Here is a 20,653-nt window from a genome sequence, read left to right as displayed (position 1 = left end):
GGTTGTAGAGTGAAATCAATTAGCCCTCTAGATTGGCGATTGATAACTAAAAGGGAAAATAATCATGGTTCAACGTGGTTCTAAAGTACGTATTCTCCGCCCTGAATCCTACTGGTTTCAGGATCTAGGAACTGTAGCTTCCATCGACCAAGGCGGCATCAAATACCCAGTAATTGTCCGCTTTAACAAGGTAAATTACTCTGGTATCAATACCAACAACTTTGCTGAAGATGAATTAGTCGAGGTTGAAGCACCAAAGGCTAAAGCACCGAAAAAATAGCAGCAAAGCTACAAGGGGGTTGTTTGATGCGATGATGAAGGGTAGTCTTAAGTCTGAAGTATGAAGTCTGAAAATTTCAGTTCATTCATTCTTTGTCCTAGCCTACCCTAATCTACGAGAGCCGCCCTGCGGGTATTTACGGTTTCTATTGGGTAGTAATACGAGCTATATACGGCTATGTAAGTTACTACTCCATCTCTTCTTACTCGATCCCTCAAATAAATCATAATTGCCTGCCTAACTCAGCTTGAATGCCCGAACTGCCTGAAGTTGAAACAGTCCGAAGGGGTCTAAATCAATTGACCCTCAACCAAGAAATCACGGGAGGAGATGTGTTGCTCGATCGCACCATCGCCTACCCGTTTTCTGTTGGTGAGTTTGTTGATGGAATTAAAAAGAATGCGTACCCCGGAGGGGTTGGCACAGCGATCGCTACTTGGCATCGTCGCGGTAAATATCTCCTAGCTGAACTCACTCCCCCTTCTCCCTCATCCTCCTCATCCTCCTCATCCTCCCCCTCTTCCACAGGTTGGCTAGGAGTTCATCTGCGAATGACCGGTCAACTCCTATGGCTGCATCGAGATGAACCATTACATAAGCACACGCGGGTTAGATTATTCTTTGGGGATCGGCAGGAATTGCGTTTTGTTGACCAGCGAACCTTCGGTAAAATATGGTGGATTCCGCCCGGTGTTGCTGTAGAAAGTATTATGACTGGTTTAACAAAACTGGCAGCAGATCCCTTTTCACCTGAATTCACTGTTGAATATCTAGCAAGCAAACTCCAAAACCGCCGCCGTCCAATTAAGACTGCGCTATTAGATCAATCAGTAGTGGCGGGATTAGGTAACATTTATGCCGATGAAGCCCTGTTTCAGAGTGGAATTTTACCTGAAACCTTGTGTATAGATTTGCAGCTAAAGCAAATTGAACGTTTGCGAACAGCCATCATTCAAGTGTTAGAAACTAGCATTAAGGCTGGTGGTACAACATTTAGTAATTTCTTAAACGTTAAAGGTACTAACGGCAACTATGGTGGTGTTGCCTGGGTTTATAACCGTGCTGGAGAACCCTGTCGAGTTTGTGGTACAGCAATTCAACGAATTAGGTTAGCTGGGCGATCTAGTCATTTTTGCTCCGAGTGTCAAACGTTACGGGGAGTTAGGAGACGCGATTAATCGCTTCTTTACTATCTCAGTACTGAGTACTGAGCAGGGAGTATTTTTTCTTACTTAAACACTTGACTACTATGGTTAATGCCCCGCAAGAAAGTGGGCGGAATCTTCCAATCCGAGAGAAGGTTGATACCCCGCTCTCGTAGTGGGCGGTCTTTTAACTCTAAGCCGAGGAACTCGGAACTCAGCACTTTTCATAAGAGTTAGGAGTTCTAACTCGAAACTCTTTTAAAATGCAGGTGAAAGACGTTACAAATTTGAGAGGGGAATTCATGGCAGTCAAAAAAGGAGATATGGTTCGCGCTGTCCGCGAAAAACTGGAAAACAGTCTGGAGGCAAAAGCCAGTGATGCTCGCTTTCCTGCTTATTTGTTTGAAACTAAGGGCGAAATTGTCGATATCAAAGGTGATTACGCCCTGATTAAGTTTGGGAAAGTGCCAACACCTAATATTTGGTTACGTGTGGATCAACTTGAAGAGTTTGTGCGATTCGTTGTTTAGTGAATCACGGTAATCAGTCCGTACATAACTAAGCCAGCCCGACAGCAGATTACTGTCATTAAAGGCTGAACTCTCGGTCAGATGCAAGTGCAAGCCTTGCCATTCAGACTCAGAATTGACTCCTTATCTGCCCACACCGAACAAGCTCGGTTCTTGTAGAGTGAAGCTGGGAACAGGGCGCAATCAGACGACCGTTGCGGGTTGACACTGGCGCTAATAGGGAGTTCCTATGATGAAACCGAGCCTAGAAAAACGACTAACCGAGGGGCAAGGGCGCAACACAAAAATCCCTGACCCTACTGGAGTTCATTCCCGCCGAACAGGTACTCAGTATCGGCAAAGAGTCTAGGGAATCCAGCAGTTGAATTGGCTACATCTAACGGAACAATCAATCTCTCCGAGGGAACGAATAAAAACTAACTGTGGGTCTTGAGACAGTCGAATCTCAGGTAGACCAGACGAGCGGAGGAATTCCCACAGTTAGGGTAGGACAGACCGTAATTGGTCTGAGGTGTTCAGAATACACTAACTAGAGAAGAGAAAATGATTAGACACAGTAAACATACTAGTGAATCTTGGAAAGCCCTACCGTGGAAGAAATTCCGCCGAAATCTTTTCCGCCTTCAAAAGCGCGTGTACAAAGCTGTTCAAGTTGGAGACAAGCGGAAAGCGCGGTTACTCCAAAAGCTCATTCTAAAATCCACCTCGGCTCGATTTCTTGCAATTAGACAAGTATCTCAGCTAAACGCTGGTAAAAAGACGGCTGGTATTGATGGGAAGAAATCACTCTCATTTGAAGAACGCTTCAACCTTGAAGAACTACTGAAAATGAATAGTGGAAATTGGAAGCATCAAGGATTACGGGAAATCCCCATCCCTAAGAAGGACGGGACTACCAGAATGCTTAAGATACCTACCATCGCGGATAGAGCTTGGCAATGCCTAGCAAAATATGCACTCGAACCAGCACACGAAGCCACTTTCCACGCTAGAAGTTATGGGTTCAGAACCGGGCGCTCCGCCCACGATGCACAAAAGTACATCTACTTAAACCTTAGCTCCAAGGTCAATGGAATAGAAAAACGAGTAATCGAACTCGATATTGAAAAGTGCTTCGACAGGATTAACCACTTAGCAATAATGGACGAACTCATTGCCCCCAAAGGCTTAAAACTCTGTATCTTCCGATGCCTCAAGGCTGGAGTCAACCCAGAATTCCCCGAACAAGGAACACCCCAAGGGGGAGTGGTCAGTCCTTTACTAGCCAATATTGCACTCAACGGGATTGAGAGTATACACAGATATCATAGTAATCAAGGATACAGAATCACTGACAAAACTTCAGTCAATGATATTACTGAACCATCAATCCGATACGCGGATGACATGGTTATTATACTTCGACCCGAAGATGATGCGACAGAGATACTTGAAAGAATCAGCGAGTTCCTCCGCAATCGCGGAATGAATGTAAGCCAAAAGAAAACCAAAGTTACCGCCGCGACAGATGGGTTTGATTTCCTCGGCTGGCATTTTAAAATCCAGAAAAACGGAAAGTTCAAAAGTATCCCCTCAGTAGACAACTTCAAAGCGTTCCGCAAGAAAGTAAAACACATCGTCAACAACTCGAATTATGGTGCTACCACTAAGGCGGAGAAATTAGCCCCGGTAGTTAGAGGTTGGAGAAATTACCACAAGTTCTGCAAGATGGATGGGTCAAAACTTTCGCTTTGGTCTATAAGTAACAGAGCATATACGGTATTTAACAAGGAAGCAAAGCAAACACGCTACTCTAGTAAAAAATTAATAGATAAAGCGTTTCCAAAAGTTTCCTACTCCGAAAACAAACACATCTCTGTCAAAGGAGTTAAATCACCTTACGACGGAGATACACCTTATTGGAGCGAACGTAACAGTAAGCTTTATGACGGAGAAACCTCTAAAATTCTTAAGAAGCAAAACCATAGATGTGCATCCTGCGGCTTAAAATTCATTGATGAGGAACGGGTTCACCTGCATCACATTGATGGAAATCACGCCAACTGGAAGAAAAATAATCTTGAAGCAATTCACGAGAGTTGCCATGATTACAAACACATGAGCAAAAGCGCAAGCTGAGAACATCGGGAGCCGTGTGCAGTAAAAGCTGCACGCACGGATCTAACTGAGAGGTGCGGGAGATAATACTCCCCATCGACTCAAACAAATAAGTAAAAAGAATTCAGAAGTCAGAATTCAGAATTCAGCATTTATCAAGGAAGGCAGGAGGAAAACTGCCCCAAAGGCAAAGCCGCTTTGCCTTTACTCTGTTTCTTGCCGCGACCAGACGGGTCTTGGGTTTAACGTGAGTTCGACGGAACTAAAAAATAGCAGGAGGTTGCGATCGCCCTCCCACTTTCTCTTAGAACTGATCGCATAATATGCAAATTGTCCATCCGACTTGTAATCGTCAGGCTACAAGCTTAGATTTAAGTAGAGCCTTGGGTAAATTACACATTTTTTAAATACTGCTGCGCTTTTATTTAATGCGATCGCCCTATCGCACCCTTACAACGGTGGGCGGGTACGCCATCGCATTAAAGGAAAAGCTTAAGCTAACAGTTTGCAAAAATGCCCTGACTTGGTGTTAGTAAATTATTTGGATCGTAACGTCGCTTTGCACTTACCAAATTTCCCCAAACTCGACCAAAATGCTGCTGCCAATCCTTTTTGGAAAAGGGAATAGCATCTACGGAATATTTGTAACCACCCAAGTCACGGTTTTGCTCAAATAGTTTGCGATTATCAGACAGCATCCGTGTAACTACAGCATCTTCTGGTGGTGCTGCTGTTCGCAAAATAGAAAAGAGAAACACAATCTCTTCTGTGGGAACCCGGAACAAGGGTAGATGAAAACGGTTGGTTTTGACTGGATATAGCAGAATTGGCCCTTGACCCGTATCAGCTAACGTTAAGTTGGCAGCGACTTCACCAACAAAACTGTTAACTGCGCTACCAGGTACAAACAAATCTAACCAAGGATGAGGATAAGACCAAACACCAATAGATTTGAGGAAGGCAACTGTAGGAGCTAAACGATTGAGGAAATCAAAATAAGTTTTATCTTCTATTTGTTGTGTACCGCGAGTATAGTTTAATTCCCGAAGCAATCGGTTATTATTAGGTACAGAGGGAGGACTGTAAAAGCTAGCCGCTTCTAGCAGATAACGCCATCCACCAGCATTATTAGAAACTAACTGACCTTCTACATAGTTAAAGCGCTCATCATTTATGATTTGGCGTTGGTCACGAGTAAAGGTAGCTAAATCGTCATAATACAACTGAAATACACGGGCATTGGTAGTGGCGGGAATTAGCTTAACAGTTGCCTGTACAATAATTCCACATTGACCTAGCCCTGCTAGTACTGCAAACCATAGATTGCGATTGTACAACAGTGAACAAGTTTCGAGATCACCTTTGCCTGTAACTACCTTGAGTTCTAAAACATTGTCAACTTGCACACCATAGCGATGAGTTGCACCGCCAATACCTCCTACTGACAAAGTACCGCCAACAGAAAGTTCGATATAATCGGTAAGAACAGGCGGTGTTAATCCCTGCACAAGCGTTTGTTGCAATAACTGACTCCATACGACTCCAGCATCAACAATCGCTCGGTCTGTACCAATGAAATGAATCTTGTTGAGCGTACTTAAATCAATGACGATGCCTGCTTCTACTTGTGACTGACCGTAGGTAGAGTGACCCTGACCGCGTGGGGCAACCTTGAGCTTGTGAGTGCGAGCGAATTGAATAACTTGAATAATATCCTCAATGGAGCCTGGTTTAAGTACTGCTATCGGTTGACGATGGACGATATTACCAAAGTCAATACTGGCATCAGCAAGTGTCGCATTATCCGTGTAAAGCACTCCATCTAAGGCAGGTAAGCTTTCAAAAACAGATGTGGCACTGGCAGATGTTACCCAAGAACGAGTAGTTAAATCAAACCCGATCACAATTGCACTGGTAATCAAACCTTGTAAAACTGAGCGACGTGAAGTGTTTTGTCCCATAATTTTTACTTGGTAGTGTAATCGTTGCTTTCTCAAGTAAACACACTAAGAGTTTTAGTGTTTACTTAACTAACAGTGTGTTTCTATTCAGTGAAAGGTGTGAATTTATGGCTGTGCCATAAATTAAAAAATATACAATCATTACATTAAAAATACGGTTAAATACTGTTAAGGCTTAACTTAAGAAAAAATCACCTTTAGAAAATACAAGCGTTCACGTAGTGTCCGCACCAGAGCAAAAGTTACACTTCTGGAGCGATCGCCCCTTTCCCCTTTCCTCTAAGAAAATGGGAAAGCAATGACACGGAGCGATGGCAAGAAGTTGATGTTATGAAAATTCCTTTCGAGCGATCGCCCTTAAAAAATACAAGCGATTATCAGCTGATTTTGGCGAATGGTGTTCCCAAGAGAAAATCAAGGGCTGATAAGGCTTCTGGAAAACTTTTCGATCTACTGTTCTTTTCAGACTTCAAGACAATGTTAAGAAATGATAAGTTCTGATTGGATTATATAAAATTCATTGACAGGTATCTATCTCAGGTTATACGTTTATCTAGCTTATAAAGATTGATAGTTGATGGTTTTGAACAGGATGAGAACTACACTCATACTGAGTATCATTATTTTCAATCTATAAGCATATATTCTTAACTTGAAAACCATGAGATTAGATCATAAGTACAATACCGTTGCCCAAATAAGAGCATGAAGAGGTAAGAGACTTCGTAGTAGAGTTATTGTTTCTCACCACGACAACTCAAAAACTACTTGCAGCCTATGCCGGACATTTTATCAGTGTTTCAATGCTTATTACCGCAGATAAACCCTACAATGACGCGGCAATTAAACCAGATAATTCTGGCCATGTTTTACAAAAAAATAAATCTATATGCATAGACGATCGCTCTTATATTTGTTTTTAGGAGTATTAACGAGTTCTAGCTGTTTTATCTTCAGTGGAGCAGCCCAAGTCCCATCTACTTCGCAGCAGTCCTCGACTCACAGTGAAGCTCAAGCTGCTAGTTGGTTTGAAGCCCATCGCGCTCAACCTGCGGCTTTACGAGCATTTGTACAGCGAATGCCGAAGGGCGGGGATATCCACACTCATCTAAGCGGGGCTGTGTACGCAGAACACTACCTGGAGTGGGCTGCCACCGATGGGTATTGTGTAAATCCAAAGGCAGGGGCTTTAGTTGAACCATTAGCTTGCAATCAGGACAGTAGCTATTTTCCAGCCTCAGAATTGTTCAACCGAACATCTGTTTATGATTCCCTAATAAATCGTTGGTCTACTCGCAACCTCCAATTTGCTGGAAAATCTGGACACGACCAATTTTTTGAGGCTTTTACTGGTTTTGGGGCAATATCAGATTCTGCAAGCCGTCGGGATGATATGGTCGCAGAAGTTGCAAATCGGGCAGCTTCACAACATATTAGCTATCTAGAATTAATGCTTACCGTTCAGGGTAGTGAGGTTCGACAGCTAGGGCGTGAAGTTGGTTGGAATCAAGATTTGCAAGAGATACACCGTCAATTACTCAAGCGAGGATTAACCGAGCTAGTGACACTCGGCAGTCAGCAATTAACACAGTTGGAGCGTGAAGTCTCGAAAACACTCGGTTGCGGCACTCCATCGGCACAGCCTGGATGTACAGTAACGGTGCGCTATTTGCAGCAAACGACAAGAACAAAATCGCCTGTTGAAGTATTTTCTCAGTTAGCTTATGCCTTTGCACTAGCTTCATCACAAAAGCGAGTAGTTGGTATCAATCTCGTCGCCCCAGAAGACAACCCGATTGCACTACGTGACTACACCCTGCAAATGCAGATGCTGCAATTTTTCAAACGCCAATTTCCCAATGTTAAGGTCGCACTCCATGCCGGAGAGTTAACTTTGGGGTTGGTTCCGACCGAGGATTTACGTTTTCATATTCGGCAAGCTGTAGAAGTAGCACAAGCCTCTCGCATCGGACATGGTGTGGATATTCTTTTTGAGGAGCGTCCTTTCGAGTTGATGGCGCAAATGCAACGACGCGGCGTGTTAGTCGAAATCTGCCTGACCAGTAATGAGGTCATTTTGAATGTCCAGGGAAATCAGCATCCTTTTATGGAGTATTGGAAAGCTGGCGTACCAATGACTCTTGCTTCCGATGATGAAGGCATTTCCCGCATCGATTTAAGTCATGAATATCTGTTGGTGGCAACAAGATATGGGCTGGGATATAAAGACCTCAAGCGACTGGCTCGCAATAGCTTAGAATATAGTTTCTCTCCTGGAAATAGTCTCTGGAAGTCGCCTGAGTTTAAGGCGATGGTTCCAGCTTGTGCAAGCGATACCCCTGGTGCAACCTCCATTTCTCAAGGGTGCAGTGCTTTTTTGCAAAAGAGCGAACACGCACGAATTCAATGGCAACTAGAGTCAGAATTTGCTCGGTTTGAGTCATTGCAGAACTGGCTTTGATCACCCGTAAGAGGTTAAGAAAAAGTACATTTTGTCAATCAGCTAAAATACTTCAAAAACTTTTATTGATAATGATAATCAAATAAAAGGCAGTAGGTTTTAATCCCACTGCCTTATTTTTTATTCCGAAATTTATCGAAACCCGTAAATCCCTTTCCAAACCTCTCCTCTAGAAGAGAAGAGGCTTTGAATTGTCTCCATTTTCTGGTAGGGAAGGAGGCTGGGAGGTTAGGTTTTGCGTTAACGGCGGGAATCCTGATCTGCGGGGTCGCCGTAGGGATCTTCACTAGCTGGGCGGACGTCACCAAACTCCCCTGTATCTGCGGGGTCGCCGTAGGGGTCTTCACTAGCTGGGCGAACATTGCCGTAAGATGCAATATCTGCGGGGTCGCCGTAGGGGTCTTCACTAGCTGGGCGAACATTGCCGTAAGATGCCGGATCTGCGGGATCGCCGTAGGGATCTTCGCTGGCTGGACGTACATTGCGATCGCGGAATTCGGCATCTTTATCAGCTTGATCGCTGTTCGACCCCAAAAGCAACTCCTTCGCCTTTCGGAAAAATTCATCTACCATAATCTGTCTCCTGATTTAAGTTCGTGTTTCCGACGTGCGCGATCGGCGTTATCCTTCGGGAAACCCGCTTTTTTATTTACACACGCTTCGCTGATCTAGAGTGCCGGAGCTGCGGATGAAGTTAGACCAGTGAGATCGCGACCTGTGGCACTCCGGTTATAGCCTTGGAATTCCCGATACTTTTGTGCTTCAGATTCCGGTACTCGAATTCCTTCTGCTGGTGGCGTTACCCAGTGAGCGCGATGTTCAGCGTCACGGTAGTATACACGCCCGTTCTTGGAAAGATAGTATTTACCTTGCGCTCCTTCTTGGGGAGCATTCTTATGTTGGTTATAGAGGTAATAAAGTCCCGCAGCACCTGCCAAGATAGCCACTTTTTGCCCAGTAGACAAGCCCTTCTTAGCTTCGGTTTGGCGATCGCTCACTGTTCTACCAACAGTATCATCAACAGGTGGTGGAACTGAAGCGTTTTTAGAACCGCCTCCGCAGCTACTCAACAAGGGAACCATTAGCAATGCCGAAAGCAGCACTGCAAATAGACGCGAAACTATTTTACGTTCTTTATATATTGTGTTCATTGGATTTCGTTCTCACCTGTATTTGCTAAAAGCCTTGCTGTTGCAAAAACAAAGTTGGAATTCCTGTGATTTCGCTGGGAATTGAAAAAACATATACCACTCAAATTTACAACTGCACAGCTACAGCGTTTCTCTTTCATGGTCGTCGATTTTTTCAAGCATTCCATCCCGCCTTTGAGAGAAACTGCGTTCATCCCAAGGAAATATATTGTTGATTTTTGATGAGTTTATTTAGCTGAAACGCCGAAATCTTCAGCAATTTCTCGGTTATTTTTTCAGGGTAATCGAAAGTTTTGGAAACTGGAGACTGGGGAATTCCCAAAAGTTGGGGGGCGCAGGCGAAATTTCCAGCCTCTTAGCTAACCATCCCCAAAGGGGCGGTAAAAATCCTGGTTTAGTAGATGCACTCTTGGTGTGCGCCATTTCTGGGAATTGCCAAGCTAGAAGTTGTCTGGCATAATTCACAATTGGCGATTGCACCCGGTTGAGGTGTTCGAGTTGCTGACACAGATCGCGCAACTCATCGATGGGTTCGGGACGGTGCATGAGGAAATACCTCAAATTTAAGTCCCCAGTTTCCAGTCGGTGATCTGGGTCGTGACCGTAAGCAGCCATTGCTAAAGCATCAGCAGGATCGCTTTTATTCGGGAGATTTTTACCACCCCGGTAACGCCGCAATTCAACATGACCAACCCAAAGAATTTTGATTTCCAACTTCTACTGCGACTTAGACCAGGCATACCGGGACTACCAGGAAGAGACGGTAGGAAATGGCCTTGATGGTAAACCTGGGCGGAACGGCGCACCAGGGGTAACAACTGTGATGCAAATCCCTGGCTAGCTTTTTATTAGCTTTTGTGGGTGCTTTATCAGGTTGGGTAGCTTGGTGGTTTAGTAAGTTAGAGCTAAAACAAGAAAAAGCTACCCAGTCAGCTGTAGCACTTGCAACTGAAGGAGTTAATGAGAGGCGTAATTTTAATCATCTCTTAGGCAATTACAAACAAATGTCGGAGGCGATGACTTTTGGCTTTAATGAACTTGAAGTAATGGTGCGTGAAAATAGGCTAGAGCTAGCTGAAATCAAGGCTTATTTAATCCGAAATCAAGGTAAGCAGGATCAGTAACTCTCTGGGGATTCCCTCCAGCAAGACTGCCTGATTTCTGGCAAGCGTCTTTAAGTTTCTCGAATCAAAAATGCCAATCCTCCCCCACGACCGCGAGCTGCAATGAAATCTTCTGTCACTAAAAAGAAGCCAAAGAAGGGTAGTTTAGCTATAGGTTGGTTGTAGAAATCTTCTGTTTGAACTTTACCAGCACGGATTGCTCTGTTGTAAATAACACGACCAAACAAACTGATAATCATTTGGTTAAAGTCAAAGGCTAATAAATTTTTCTTACCAAAATATTGCACTGGGCCCGTGAGCTTCAGTGAAACTGGGTTAAACTCAACCTGATTAGTAATTTCGCCTCTGTCTGAATCCTGTTCCAAAGTGGCATTAAAGGAAACATGGATTGCTATAAACTTGGGTACATAGAAACCGTTGCCTAATACAATTCCCCCACTACCTTTGTTTTTCTTAGTGCCAGTGACAAAGCAAAGTTGCCATTTACCGAGAAGAAACTCAAACGGATAAGTCAACCGTTGTTGCTTGGCAGTTTTTTCTGCTTGTAGCAACGCATTTACTAATATTTCAGCACTAGGGCGTATGCGTTGTGGTTCTCGATACGTAACCGCAGCTTGGGATAGCACGGTAACAAAGTTAAATGTCGCTGTAGGTGTTAAATTAGGCGTCATGAAGCCACTGTCGATTTAACTATTTCTTTGATTTTCTGATAGATTGTAGCGTTCATCTACAAGAAGACACATCTTTCATCCGTAGTATCCGCTAGAAGTATGTCGCTCGATTGAAGTTATAGCAAGGGACTGGGGACTGGGGACTGGGGACTGGGTGAAAAGTCTCTTTGTGTCTAGGTTTCATCATCTGTTAATGTCCTAACCACCTTGGCTTGTGCTATACTAGTGGTAATACTAATTCTACGTCTAACATCACGTTAGGTTAATAGCAACAATAAAAATCTCTTTCTTGCCCTACCTCTCTTAACTCCCTATTCCCTACCTTCACCAAGGATTACCAACCATTGTAAATCCAGCCCAATAATAAGGATGCATAAGTGATTCATCAGCACTGTCAGCAGGTAAAGGCAAATTCCCAACTACTCCTAAACCTTGCACTTGTCCATCCTTTACATAAATTTGCCCTTTGATCATAGCTACCTGAGCCTGTCTGAGAGCTTCTGCCTTAATTGGATCTGTCTTTAAGTTCTCATAAAATTTTGTCATCAACGCCGCTGTGCCAGCATCATTAACCGACCAAAGACTAGCAACACTAGTTTTTACACCTGCCAGCACTGCTAAACCCGCAAATCCCAGTTCGGATTCTTCATCTCCTAAAGCTGTTCTACAAGCACTCAGCACCAGCATTTCAACTTCAGGTTCATTCAAGCGTAACTGTCGTAATTGATTCAAGCGTAACTTGTCTTCCCATAGTTGAATATAGGAATTAGTCAAAGCGCCGGTAGCAAAATCGGCATGGGTTGCCATGTGAATAATCCCAAAAGGTTGTTGGCGGCGGGTAGTTTTGAGATTTTCTAAAGTGGCTTGCTTGTCTAATAATAATTTGCCCTGCCAAAGTTTAGATACTAGTGTTGATAACTCAAGGGGGACTGCTGGTAAAGGCTCTTGTCCCTGAGTACTCTGAGAAACCCCCAGCGCTAAAATTTGAGATTTTTTAATGTCTTTATAGAGGGTATTAGTCAAACTAAGACTAGGCATTAAGCCAATACTGTATTTTTCTACTAAAAACCCCTTACCATCGTGAAGTGCTGCCATTGGGGTTGAACGTAACCCAGTGTCTGGTAAAAAGACCAGATTGTTGATTCCTCTCGCCTGTAAATCTGCCTCTAGTGGTGCAATAATCCAGCGATAAAGTTGTTGAGATGAACGCAAATAACCGGTGCGACGACGGTTTTGGGGACTAACTATTTGGTCACGAAATTCTTGAGCTACTTGGAGAACTTTGGCTTTAGTTGTGTCTGGGATGCGCTTGCGGATAGGATCGCCTTTTCCGGTTACTACTACTACTTCTAGTTGGTCACTATCCTTTTCTCCTATAGTATTTAACTGTTTTGTCAGTTTTTGAGCTTTGCCTAAATTTCCCTCTGGTAGAATTTCCACAGGGACAAAACTGATGTAGATAAATGCAGGTTTCACACCAGTAGCTTCTTCAATTTTGCGAGCAATTTCTTTGGCATCATCTAGGGTTTTGATTCTAGGAGTAGATATGCCTAAATGGTCGGCAAAATCATCTGTGAAATTGTCTTCGGGAATGGGATCGGTATTCAGAACGGGGTTATCAATCTGAGGATTATTGGGGCCAGGGTCAATTGGTTTACCTGGTGGATTGCACTGGAATGAGCAGGGGGGAGGATCTGGCCTGTCAATTGGCGGCCTGTCAATTGGTGGCGTGTCAATTGGTGGCGTGTCGTTTGGTGGCGTGTCGTTTGGTCTAACGTTAATTCCTATCTGTACAGGTGGAGAAAAGTCAACCCCGTCATTTGCACTAATCACAAAGGCATTCAGTGAACCATTAGTATCTGTTGGAGCAGTGTAAACTAAAGTTTCTGTCCCAGATAAGGTGGTAACGCCAGGTTGTACGGGAAGACCGTTCACAGTTAGAGTTCCTCCATTCACTTGATCAATCCGAATGGAGGTGATATCAGTGTCAGCATCGGTAACTTGTGCTGCTAAACTGGCAAAGGTAAAAGTCACTGACTGATTACTTTGAGTATCGGGTAGCTGAGAATTGGCAGTGAGTTGGGGAGGTGTATTTACAGAAGTAATTGTAATCCCTGTTGGAGTAACTGGTGGTGTGTCACCTTTGGCAACTACTGGAAAGCTTCTACCCGTGGGGATGATAGAACTACCACCATCGATCGCAGCTTTTGTCCCGTTTACAGTAAAGTCGCCCACTGTCAAAGGAGTATTCGTTATTCCTCCACCATGTTGAATTGCGATCGCACCGTTTATAGGATTAGTGTCATCACCACTACTAACACCAATAGTAGAAATGCTGCTATCTCTAACCGCATTATTAATAAAACTGCCCGTTAAGCTGACAGCACCAGAGCCAGAGGTGCTGATTGTAACTTGACCTCCAGTGCCTATACCATTGCTGCCATATCCTGAGCCAGCTAACACAATCCCTTCAGTTTTAATTGAAGTTAGGGAGATGTTACTGGGTGTATTTGTAGTGTTGCTAGATGTATCGATTAGGACTGAACCACCCGTGGCATTGCTGTTTGTATCAGTGGAAATGGCGCTAGTATCAAGATTTCCCAGGCTGACAGCACCGTTAGTGCTGGTAACACTAATATTGCCGCCTTGAATTGTGTTATAACCTTGTCCTCTAGCGATAATATCACCACCAGTAATATTGTTCCTTGCAGACAAGGTGGCATTACCACCATTGCCATTAGTAATAAATTGACCTCCCTCGTCGATAAAGAAGTTGCTAGTGTTAATAACTCCTAAAGACAGGCTGGCTCCTGAAATGGTAATATCCCTGCCATTAGTTCTGATGGTGTCGCCTGTTCCCATTGTAAAAGCGCCTACACCATTACCATCTGCGTCTGCGGTAAAAGCGATCGCTCCGCCACCATCATTAACAAAATTCAACGATACGCCATTAGCGATCGTAATATCATTAGTCGCTGCCAAAGTCACAACAGCATTACTATTTTCTAAAGCGTCTTTGGAAATTGTGAAAATAGCTGGGGAAGCATCTTGAAAGATTTCAGGCACAAAGGTATCTTGAGGTGCATTAGTACCATCTACGATATTGATATTGGTTGGGTCTAGCAACAAGTTACCAACAATACCATTATTGGCACTCAGATTAGTATTACCACGGTAAATTAGATTCTCCTTACCCGACACTTCTACAAAACCACCGTTACCGGAGTTCAGTCCACCACGAGCAGTAATATTGCCAAAAAATCTCGTTGTCTTGTCACCCCAAACAATTACCCGACCACCATTTCCATTCAAGTTGCTATCAGCATTAATGACGGAGTTTGAATTAACATAAGTCTGCTCTGCATTGGGTAAAGTCCCCTTACCTTGATAATCTCCACCAATTAGCACAGTACCGCCGCCATTATTTCCAGAGGCGTTAATATTGGCATCAATCACCGCGACTTTTTTACCCAAAGCAGTTACAGTACCGCCTGTTTGACTCGCTGCATTCACTGTCCCAGAAACAATCGTTGTACCTGGAGTTGTGGGAATTGTGACATTAGAGTTTGTCAACTTTACAGTTCCATCAGGATTGGTAGTTAACCCAGTGTTACCAACTGTGAGCAATTCTGGTAAAGATACAATGGGAATTGTCCAGTTATTGGGTTGCTTGCTACTAGAGGCGAGGGGCTGAATTTCTAGACTCAACAGATTTCCTGGCTGACTGAGACGTACCCAATTTTGACCTGGTACGGATGTGACAGAAATCTGCCCTCCCGGTGCGGAAAGTTGCCCGGTGTTAACCACCGTACCGCCCAATAAATTCAAATTCTGCCCAGCACCGACTGCCAAATTTCCAGCATTTGCGATCGCTCCCGCCTGGTTCATACTAAAGGCAAATCCGTTGGGGTTTCCCACTAAAGCATTGTAGTCATTCACACCAATGGCGTTGAACCAACTGCTGCCAAAACCAATGCCGTTAGCTGTTGTCACCGTAAAAGCACCAGGCACATTTAAACTGGCGTTTGTTCCAAAAACAAATCCGGCTGGATTCATCAAGAAGAGGTTAGCATTACCACCTGTCACCTGAATTAAACCATTGATAACTGAGGCATTCCCGCCTGTAATTCGACCAAGAATATTTTGCAGCGCCGGATTAGCTTGAAAGTTGGCAATTTGTTCTGGTGAAATCCCAAATTGTTGAAAGCTGTGAAAGAGGTTTGCACCATCTTTAGAAGTTGTACCGCCATTGATATCAAGTCGATTGCCGTTTGGTGTAACAATTGTGTTTGTCCCATCGGCAGCAGGAACTATTTGTTGTGCTTGGACTAATCTGGGACTGACCAGCGACGCAATAACTAGGACTGAAGCGGCGATATTAGACAATAAAGATTTTTTGCGCCGCAATATGAAGCGACCTACGGGCAATTCTACATCGATTTGTAACTTGTCTGCTAATCCGCGTCGCCAAAGTGCTTGAGCGATCGCCTGCCAAGACCAGAGGATTTGTTCTGTTCTTCTAGTAATAGAGATGCTTTGAGAATGAATCCGGTAGAGGTAAAGTGGCTCTGGAACGCGGCGCACTTGAGCTACTTCTGAAAGTCGCAGACATAGGTCATAATCTTGGGCACAGCGGAACGACTTGTTAACACCTCCCACCCGGTCATAAACTGACCGCCGAATCAGGCGGAAGTGAAACGTCATGAAGTTTACCAAAAGACCTTCTTGGGAGTAGGGAATGGCACAGCGATCGCCGTAGCCGATAACTTTGCTGTCTCGATCAATATTTAAATAGTCGGTATAAACAAATCCCGTTTCTGGATGGCTGTTGAGGACTGTAGCAGTTTGGGCAAGGGCTGTGGGGGCTAGGATATCATCACTGTCTACCAAACCGATGTAAGTGCCAGTAGTTAGGTTGATTGCTGCTTTAAGTGCCGCCGTATATCCTTGATGGTGTGCTTGGACTAGCCGCACTCGCCCATCTTGTTGAGCATAGTTGTTGGCGATCGCTACCGATTTATCTGTAGAGCCATCATCCCAAATTAGTAGCTCAAAGTCTTGCCATGTCTGCGCTAAGACGCTAGCGATCGCTTCTTCAAGGTAAGACTCCCGATTGTAATTGACGATGACAATGGAAATCAGTGGTGACATCGAAGTATTCCCAAGTTTTCTACCTGTTACCACAATATAATGCTAAGGACTATTACTTAGAAAAAATCGTTGTTAATTATAGTTTTAGTTACAAATCTTTTGAAATTTCAATATCAAAAATATGATATTGAAATATTCATACAGCCATAGCATACTCAAAAATCAAAATCAGCCCAGTCGTTAAATAAGGCACTCCACCGAGGATAAATGAGAAAAGAAACAGAAACTGGTGTTCAGCTTAGAACAACGACTCAGCAAAGAAGCGTCTATTTATCTCATCAGTTAGACACTTGGCGGAGTTTGGCAACTACTAAATGCAGTAAGCACAGTTTTAGGTTTCGGTGCGGCTTGTTAATTCTGCCTGCGGTCTGGATAGTAACTGCAAATGGACTTAGAGCTACAGCAAATATTTTTACACCTGACTCGATTCAAAATAGCAGTCAGTCAGAGTTAAAAATAGTACAAGAAACAGAATCTACTCCCGCAACTAACCCACAACCAGAAACACCACAACGCATTCGAGTTCGGAAAATTCAGGTTGTAGGTAGCACAGTTTTTAATGAAAATGACTTAAATCCAGTAGTGAAACCGTTTGAAGAACGGGACTTAACTTTAGAAGAAATTAGACAAGCCGCAGATGCCGTTACCCAGCTTTACCTAAATAAAGGCTATATAAATTCCAGAGCAATTCCAGATACTCAACAATCTAGTACCGCAGATGGTGTTGTGGTAATTCGGGTGTTAGAAGGGCGTTTGACAGAGATTGACATCGAAGGGACGCGACGATTAAACCCATCTTATATTCGTAGTCGCATCCAACTAGGTGCTGGTATTCCTCTCAATACTGGTAAACTCGAAGAACAACTGAAATTATTGCGGCTCGACCCCTTATTTACAAATGTGGAGGCGCGTCTGCGTCCAACGGGTAAAGTTGGTCAAAGTGTTCTCGTTGTCAGAGTTGAAGAGGCAAAAACTTTAATTGGTAGCTTGGGTGTAGATAATTATTCGCCTCCCAGTATTGGGGCGGAAAGATTGGGTGTTGAATTACGCGATCGCAATTTAATCGGTATCGGAGATGAGTTAGCAGGCTCTTATTACCATACACTCTCTGGCGGTTCCGATGTCTTTGATTTTAGTTATCAGGTTCCCGTGAACGCCATGAATGGCAAAGTGCAGATTCGAGCCGCATTTAATCGCAACGAAATTACTGAGCCACCCTTTGATGCGTTAGAAATTCGGGCAAACCAGGATCTTTATGAAATCAATTATCGTCAACCATTGATGCGATCGCCCAAAGAAGAATTTGCCCTATCTTTAGGATTTACCTATCAAGATGGTCAAACCTTCCTTTTTGATAACCTCGCAACCCCCTTTGGCATTGGGCCTGATGCCAATGGCGTTAGCCGCACCAGTGTAATTAAATTTGGTCAAGATTATATCAGGCGCGAACCTCAAGGAGCTTGGTTTTTGCGATCGCAATTTAATTTTGGTATTGACGTATTAGATGCAACGATCAACAATGACCCCATACCAGATGGTCGTTTTTTCAGTTGGCTAGGTCAAATCCAGCGCGTGCAGCAATTGAGCAACGATCATCTATTGCTCATCCAAGCAGACTTGCAGCTTACACCAGATAGCCTTTTACCTTCCCAGCAATTTGTGATTGGCGGTGGACAATCGGTAAGGGGATATCGCCAAAATATCCGTTCTGGGGATAATGGATTTCGGCTAGCGATCGAAGATCGGTTTACAGTCCAGCGTAATGAATCTGGATTATCGACAATTCAACTGGCGCCATTTTTAGACATGGGAGCCGTCTGGAATCAGTCTGATAATCCCAATCCGCTACCTAATCAAACTTTTTTGGTGGGCGCAGGCTTAGGATTATTATGGAATCAGGCAATGGGAATTGATAATCTCTTTTTGCGGCTCGATTATGGATTTCCATTTATCGATTTGAGCGATCGTGGTAATAACGCTCAAGATGATGGCTTTTACTTTAGCCTTCGCTATCAACCTTAGCTAAAGGCTATGGTAATATAACTAATTTTGCGGGCATGATATTATTTGAGCCGCATTTGATCAAGTCAAGTTTAATCAGCAAAATGCTATAAAATGCTATTTCACTATACTTCTTGCATAAATCCAAAATAAGAACCCCACCCCGCCTTTGACTTACGTCAAATTCTCCCCTAAGAGCCTGCGGGGTGGGGCTGGGGGTGGGGTTTAGGGGACTTTTGCAAGAGGTCTATTTACTCCTTTTAGTGTTTTCCGCAAGCAATATGCCATTTGACTTACTCCTTTTGGTAGAGGAGGTACTTATTTCAGTATTTTCCACAGTTAATTACTTTTCCTTTTGCCTTATCCTAATATTGAACTAAAAAATTAACTTCTTTCTCCAGGAATTTGAATTTTCTTCTGTGTATATATACAAAGAAAGAAATTATAGTTTATAAATTTAAGAAAGAATTACAAGATAAAACTTATGACACAACCTAACTCGCAAGACAAAAACAGCTTTCTTTACCCTCGTAGCCGGTATTATGGTAAATTTCAGCCAGAGAATTTGGTGTTTAATGCCAACCTCCAAGAATTCTCTCAAAAAATTAGTTACATCACTTCCCTAGAAACAGGGGGGAAATTGTCTCAGGAAGAGGCTTACCAGCAAATTAAGTCACTTTGGAAAGAGTTGAAACATAGCAAAAAACAATTGTCTATTGGCGGAGATAAAGAAATTTAAACTAATTGTAAGGAGGTATTGGTAATTTTTATTAAATCTATTGCAAAAATACTTGAACCGCCCGATAATCAATTTCTGGGCGGTTTTTTGGCTTTTGCAAAAAGTCTTCTTTTTCGTCAGATGTCTAGTTAATTACCTTCTAGCAAAGTCCAGAAATAACCATCTGGTGCAATAAAAGAGAAACTCCTCTCACTAAATTCATTACTAATAATTTCTGTAACTTTTTGTGTAGTACTTGCCTTGATGCGATCGCAATATTCCTGTATTCTTTTAACCCGATAGGTATATAAAGACATACCCAAGCTACCTGGTTGGGCTGCTTCAAAGCGTGATTCCAAATTAATAGATTCTGGAAATCGAACGATATAAAGTCTACCGCTACGTGTAGCCATTAGGTCAGAGTTAGAAGAACGAGGATCGTCAAAGGTAGTGACAATAAACTTTTCACCAGGATTTAGGTCAAAAATATCTCGACCTGCTGGCGAAGATTCATAGCTAGTTTCGACACCATCACGCACACGCAGCAAACCCAAAACTTCTTCATAAAACTTCAGGGTTTCTTTGCTGTCATCCTGAACGATAATTCCTATATGAGTAAACTGACTAGTCTTAAGAGGCGCATTATGGTTAACTTGTCCGTAATGCGGTAGTGTATAGCCAAACCGTTGAAACAAAACCTGTCGAGCTAAGGGTTGCAATAGCAGCATTTCTCGCACACCAACTGCTGGCTCAATAAAAGGACGGCTTTTCCTCTCTTTGTTGTAGATGACTTCCCAATAAGGGTAAGAGTATCTAATAGAAAAACCTGCTGCCTTTGCATCCTCTATATGATTTAAAATACTCAAGACATCCGCAGTTAAGCTTGTCGCCCAACGATTTCCCTTAATTTTCATTGAGGCTGTTCCCAAACCTTCATTTGTGGGATTTTGCCAAACCATCAGCCGAATCAAACCATGATCTGTATTTTGGTGGTAGAGGCGAATTGAGCGTAAAGACGAATTCACCCCATATAATTGATGGGCGACATCTGCGGTTAATTCACCCACTTCACCAATGCGATAGCCAAATTGCTCCCAATACTGAATTGCAGAAATTGGCTCTGGAATGCCGATGCAGACTTCATAGATACCTGCAATTGTAGTTTGTTGTTCTTGAGTCATAATCAGTGCTGAGTGCTGAGTGCTGAGTGCTGAGTTAGGAGTTAGGAGTTAGGAGTTAGGAGTTAGGAGTTAGGAGTTTGGAGTTAGGAGTTAGGAGTTTGGAGTTAGGAGTTTGGAGTTAGGAGTTTTCATGCTGATATCATGTCCGCTAAATTACCCTTAATTCCCTCGGAACCCCACCC

Annotated in this window: 16 protein-coding genes; 9 read left to right on the top strand and 7 right to left on the bottom strand. The window is 43.3% G+C overall.

From position 1 onward, the window contains the following. The first annotated feature begins 64 nt into the window (after window positions 1-64). The 4 genes from RMY63_RS18435 to RMY63_RS18420 all read left to right on the top strand — a co-directional run bounded on the left by RMY63_RS18435 (window position 65) and on the right by RMY63_RS18420 (window position 4,073). A complete protein-coding gene (locus RMY63_RS18435) occupies window positions 65-280 on the top strand; it encodes a photosystem I reaction center subunit IV (protein WP_322730086.1) in 216 nt (71 codons plus the stop codon). Window positions 281-531: 251 nt separating this feature from the next. Further along, window positions 532-1,458 carry a DNA-formamidopyrimidine glycosylase gene (locus RMY63_RS18430; RefSeq protein WP_322730085.1) on the top strand — a complete coding sequence of 309 codons (927 nt, stop codon included), beginning with the start codon at window positions 532-534 and terminating at the stop codon, window positions 1,456-1,458. 269 nt (window positions 1,459-1,727) lie between these two features. Continuing rightward, complete coding sequence (locus RMY63_RS18425; protein WP_322730084.1) at window positions 1,728-1,955, top strand: NAD(P)H-quinone oxidoreductase subunit O; 228 nt, start codon at window positions 1,728-1,730, stop codon at window positions 1,953-1,955. 543 nt (window positions 1,956-2,498) lie between these two features. Continuing rightward, a complete protein-coding gene (locus RMY63_RS18420) occupies window positions 2,499-4,073 on the top strand; it encodes a group II intron reverse transcriptase/maturase (RefSeq protein ID WP_322730083.1) in 1,575 nt (524 codons plus the stop codon). A 476-nt stretch (window positions 4,074-4,549) separates the two neighbouring features. Here the strand turns inward: RMY63_RS18420 and RMY63_RS18415 are convergent, their stop codons facing one another. Further along, complete coding sequence (locus RMY63_RS18415; RefSeq protein ID WP_322730082.1) at window positions 4,550-6,013, bottom strand: FAD-binding protein; 1,464 nt, start codon at window positions 6,011-6,013, stop codon at window positions 4,550-4,552. Window positions 6,014-6,343: 330 nt separating this feature from the next. Here RMY63_RS18415 and RMY63_RS18410 point away from each other — a divergent pair, with 330 nt between their 5' ends. Next, on the top strand, window positions 6,344-6,514 hold the full coding sequence (locus RMY63_RS18410) for a hypothetical protein (protein ID WP_322730081.1): 171 nt from the start codon (window positions 6,344-6,346) through the stop codon (window positions 6,512-6,514). 388 nt (window positions 6,515-6,902) lie between these two features. After that, window positions 6,903-8,474, top strand: coding sequence for an adenosine deaminase (locus RMY63_RS18405; RefSeq protein WP_322730080.1), 1,572 nt, complete (start codon window positions 6,903-6,905; stop codon window positions 8,472-8,474). A 240-nt stretch (window positions 8,475-8,714) separates the two neighbouring features. On the opposite strand, the gene RMY63_RS18400 is transcribed toward RMY63_RS18405, so the two are convergent. From RMY63_RS18400 to RMY63_RS18390, 3 genes are all read right to left on the bottom strand, one after another. Then, window positions 8,715-9,047 carry a translation initiation factor gene (locus RMY63_RS18400; protein ID WP_322730079.1) on the bottom strand — a complete coding sequence of 111 codons (333 nt, stop codon included), beginning with the start codon at window positions 9,045-9,047 and terminating at the stop codon, window positions 8,715-8,717. A 95-nt stretch (window positions 9,048-9,142) separates the two neighbouring features. After that, window positions 9,143-9,625 (bottom strand): hypothetical protein, encoded by a 483-nt coding sequence (locus RMY63_RS18395; protein ID WP_322730078.1) that lies wholly within the window; start codon window positions 9,623-9,625, stop codon window positions 9,143-9,145. 267 nt (window positions 9,626-9,892) lie between these two features. Beyond that, complete coding sequence (locus RMY63_RS18390; protein WP_322730077.1) at window positions 9,893-10,339, bottom strand: hypothetical protein; 447 nt, start codon at window positions 10,337-10,339, stop codon at window positions 9,893-9,895. Between the two features lie 143 nt (window positions 10,340-10,482). Here RMY63_RS18390 and RMY63_RS18385 point away from each other — a divergent pair, with 143 nt between their 5' ends. Then, window positions 10,483-10,749 carry a hypothetical protein gene (locus RMY63_RS18385; protein WP_322730076.1) on the top strand — a complete coding sequence of 89 codons (267 nt, stop codon included), beginning with the start codon at window positions 10,483-10,485 and terminating at the stop codon, window positions 10,747-10,749. Between the two features lie 50 nt (window positions 10,750-10,799). On the opposite strand, the gene RMY63_RS18380 is transcribed toward RMY63_RS18385, so the two are convergent. After that, complete coding sequence (locus RMY63_RS18380) at window positions 10,800-11,420, bottom strand: hypothetical protein (RefSeq protein WP_322730075.1); 621 nt, start codon at window positions 11,418-11,420, stop codon at window positions 10,800-10,802. Between the two features lie 324 nt (window positions 11,421-11,744). Continuing rightward, complete coding sequence (locus RMY63_RS18375; protein ID WP_322730074.1) at window positions 11,745-16,571, bottom strand: CHAT domain-containing protein; 4,827 nt, start codon at window positions 16,569-16,571, stop codon at window positions 11,745-11,747. A gap of 207 nt (window positions 16,572-16,778) precedes the next feature. On the opposite strand from RMY63_RS18375, the gene RMY63_RS18370 reads away from it, so the two are divergent. After that, window positions 16,779-18,593: a ShlB/FhaC/HecB family hemolysin secretion/activation protein gene (locus RMY63_RS18370; RefSeq protein ID WP_322730073.1), complete on the top strand. Its 1,815-nt coding sequence runs from the start codon at window positions 16,779-16,781 to the stop codon at window positions 18,591-18,593. Window positions 18,594-19,056: 463 nt separating this feature from the next. After that, on the top strand, window positions 19,057-19,311 hold the full coding sequence (locus RMY63_RS18365) for a hypothetical protein (protein WP_322730072.1): 255 nt from the start codon (window positions 19,057-19,059) through the stop codon (window positions 19,309-19,311). A 128-nt stretch (window positions 19,312-19,439) separates the two neighbouring features. Here RMY63_RS18365 and RMY63_RS18360 read toward each other — a convergent pair whose 3' ends face one another. After that, the gene (locus RMY63_RS18360) at window positions 19,440-20,471 is read right to left on the bottom strand and encodes a VOC family protein (RefSeq protein WP_322730071.1); all 1,032 of its coding nucleotides are present in this window, start codon (window positions 20,469-20,471) and stop codon (window positions 19,440-19,442) included. Window positions 20,472-20,653 lie beyond the last annotated feature (182 nt).

This window comes from Nostoc sp. ChiQUE01b (assembly GCF_034531255.1).
Lineage (GTDB): Bacteria > Cyanobacteriota > Cyanobacteriia > Cyanobacteriales > Nostocaceae > Nostoc.
This window is presented reverse-complemented; position numbering and strand designations above follow the sequence as displayed.

Bases quoted from the DNA above. Each gene is read 5' to 3' on its own strand.
- RMY63_RS18420 (WP_322730083.1), top strand. From the start codon at position 2,499: ATGATTAGACACAGTAAACATACTAGTGAATCTTGGAAAGCCCTACCG.
- RMY63_RS18410 (WP_322730081.1), top strand. From the start codon at position 6,344: ATGAAAATTCCTTTCGAGCGATCGCCCTTAAAAAATACAAGCGATTAT.
- RMY63_RS18395 (WP_322730078.1), bottom strand. From the start codon at position 9,625: ATGAACACAATATATAAAGAACGTAAAATAGTTTCGCGTCTATTTGCA.
- RMY63_RS18365 (WP_322730072.1), top strand. From the start codon at position 19,057: ATGACACAACCTAACTCGCAAGACAAAAACAGCTTTCTTTACCCTCGT.
- RMY63_RS18370 (WP_322730073.1), top strand. From the start codon at position 16,779: ATGAGAAAAGAAACAGAAACTGGTGTTCAGCTTAGAACAACGACTCAG.
- RMY63_RS18405 (WP_322730080.1), top strand. From the start codon at position 6,903: ATGCATAGACGATCGCTCTTATATTTGTTTTTAGGAGTATTAACGAGT.
- RMY63_RS18380 (WP_322730075.1), bottom strand. From the start codon at position 11,420: ATGACGCCTAATTTAACACCTACAGCGACATTTAACTTTGTTACCGTG.
- RMY63_RS18435 (WP_322730086.1), top strand. From the start codon at position 65: ATGGTTCAACGTGGTTCTAAAGTACGTATTCTCCGCCCTGAATCCTAC.
- RMY63_RS18430 (WP_322730085.1), top strand. From the start codon at position 532: ATGCCCGAACTGCCTGAAGTTGAAACAGTCCGAAGGGGTCTAAATCAA.
- RMY63_RS18425 (WP_322730084.1), top strand. From the start codon at position 1,728: ATGGCAGTCAAAAAAGGAGATATGGTTCGCGCTGTCCGCGAAAAACTG.
- RMY63_RS18360 (WP_322730071.1), bottom strand. From the start codon at position 20,471: ATGACTCAAGAACAACAAACTACAATTGCAGGTATCTATGAAGTCTGC.
- RMY63_RS18375 (WP_322730074.1), bottom strand. From the start codon at position 16,571: ATGTCACCACTGATTTCCATTGTCATCGTCAATTACAATCGGGAGTCT.
- RMY63_RS18400 (WP_322730079.1), bottom strand. From the start codon at position 9,047: ATGGTAGATGAATTTTTCCGAAAGGCGAAGGAGTTGCTTTTGGGGTCG.
- RMY63_RS18415 (WP_322730082.1), bottom strand. From the start codon at position 6,013: ATGGGACAAAACACTTCACGTCGCTCAGTTTTACAAGGTTTGATTACC.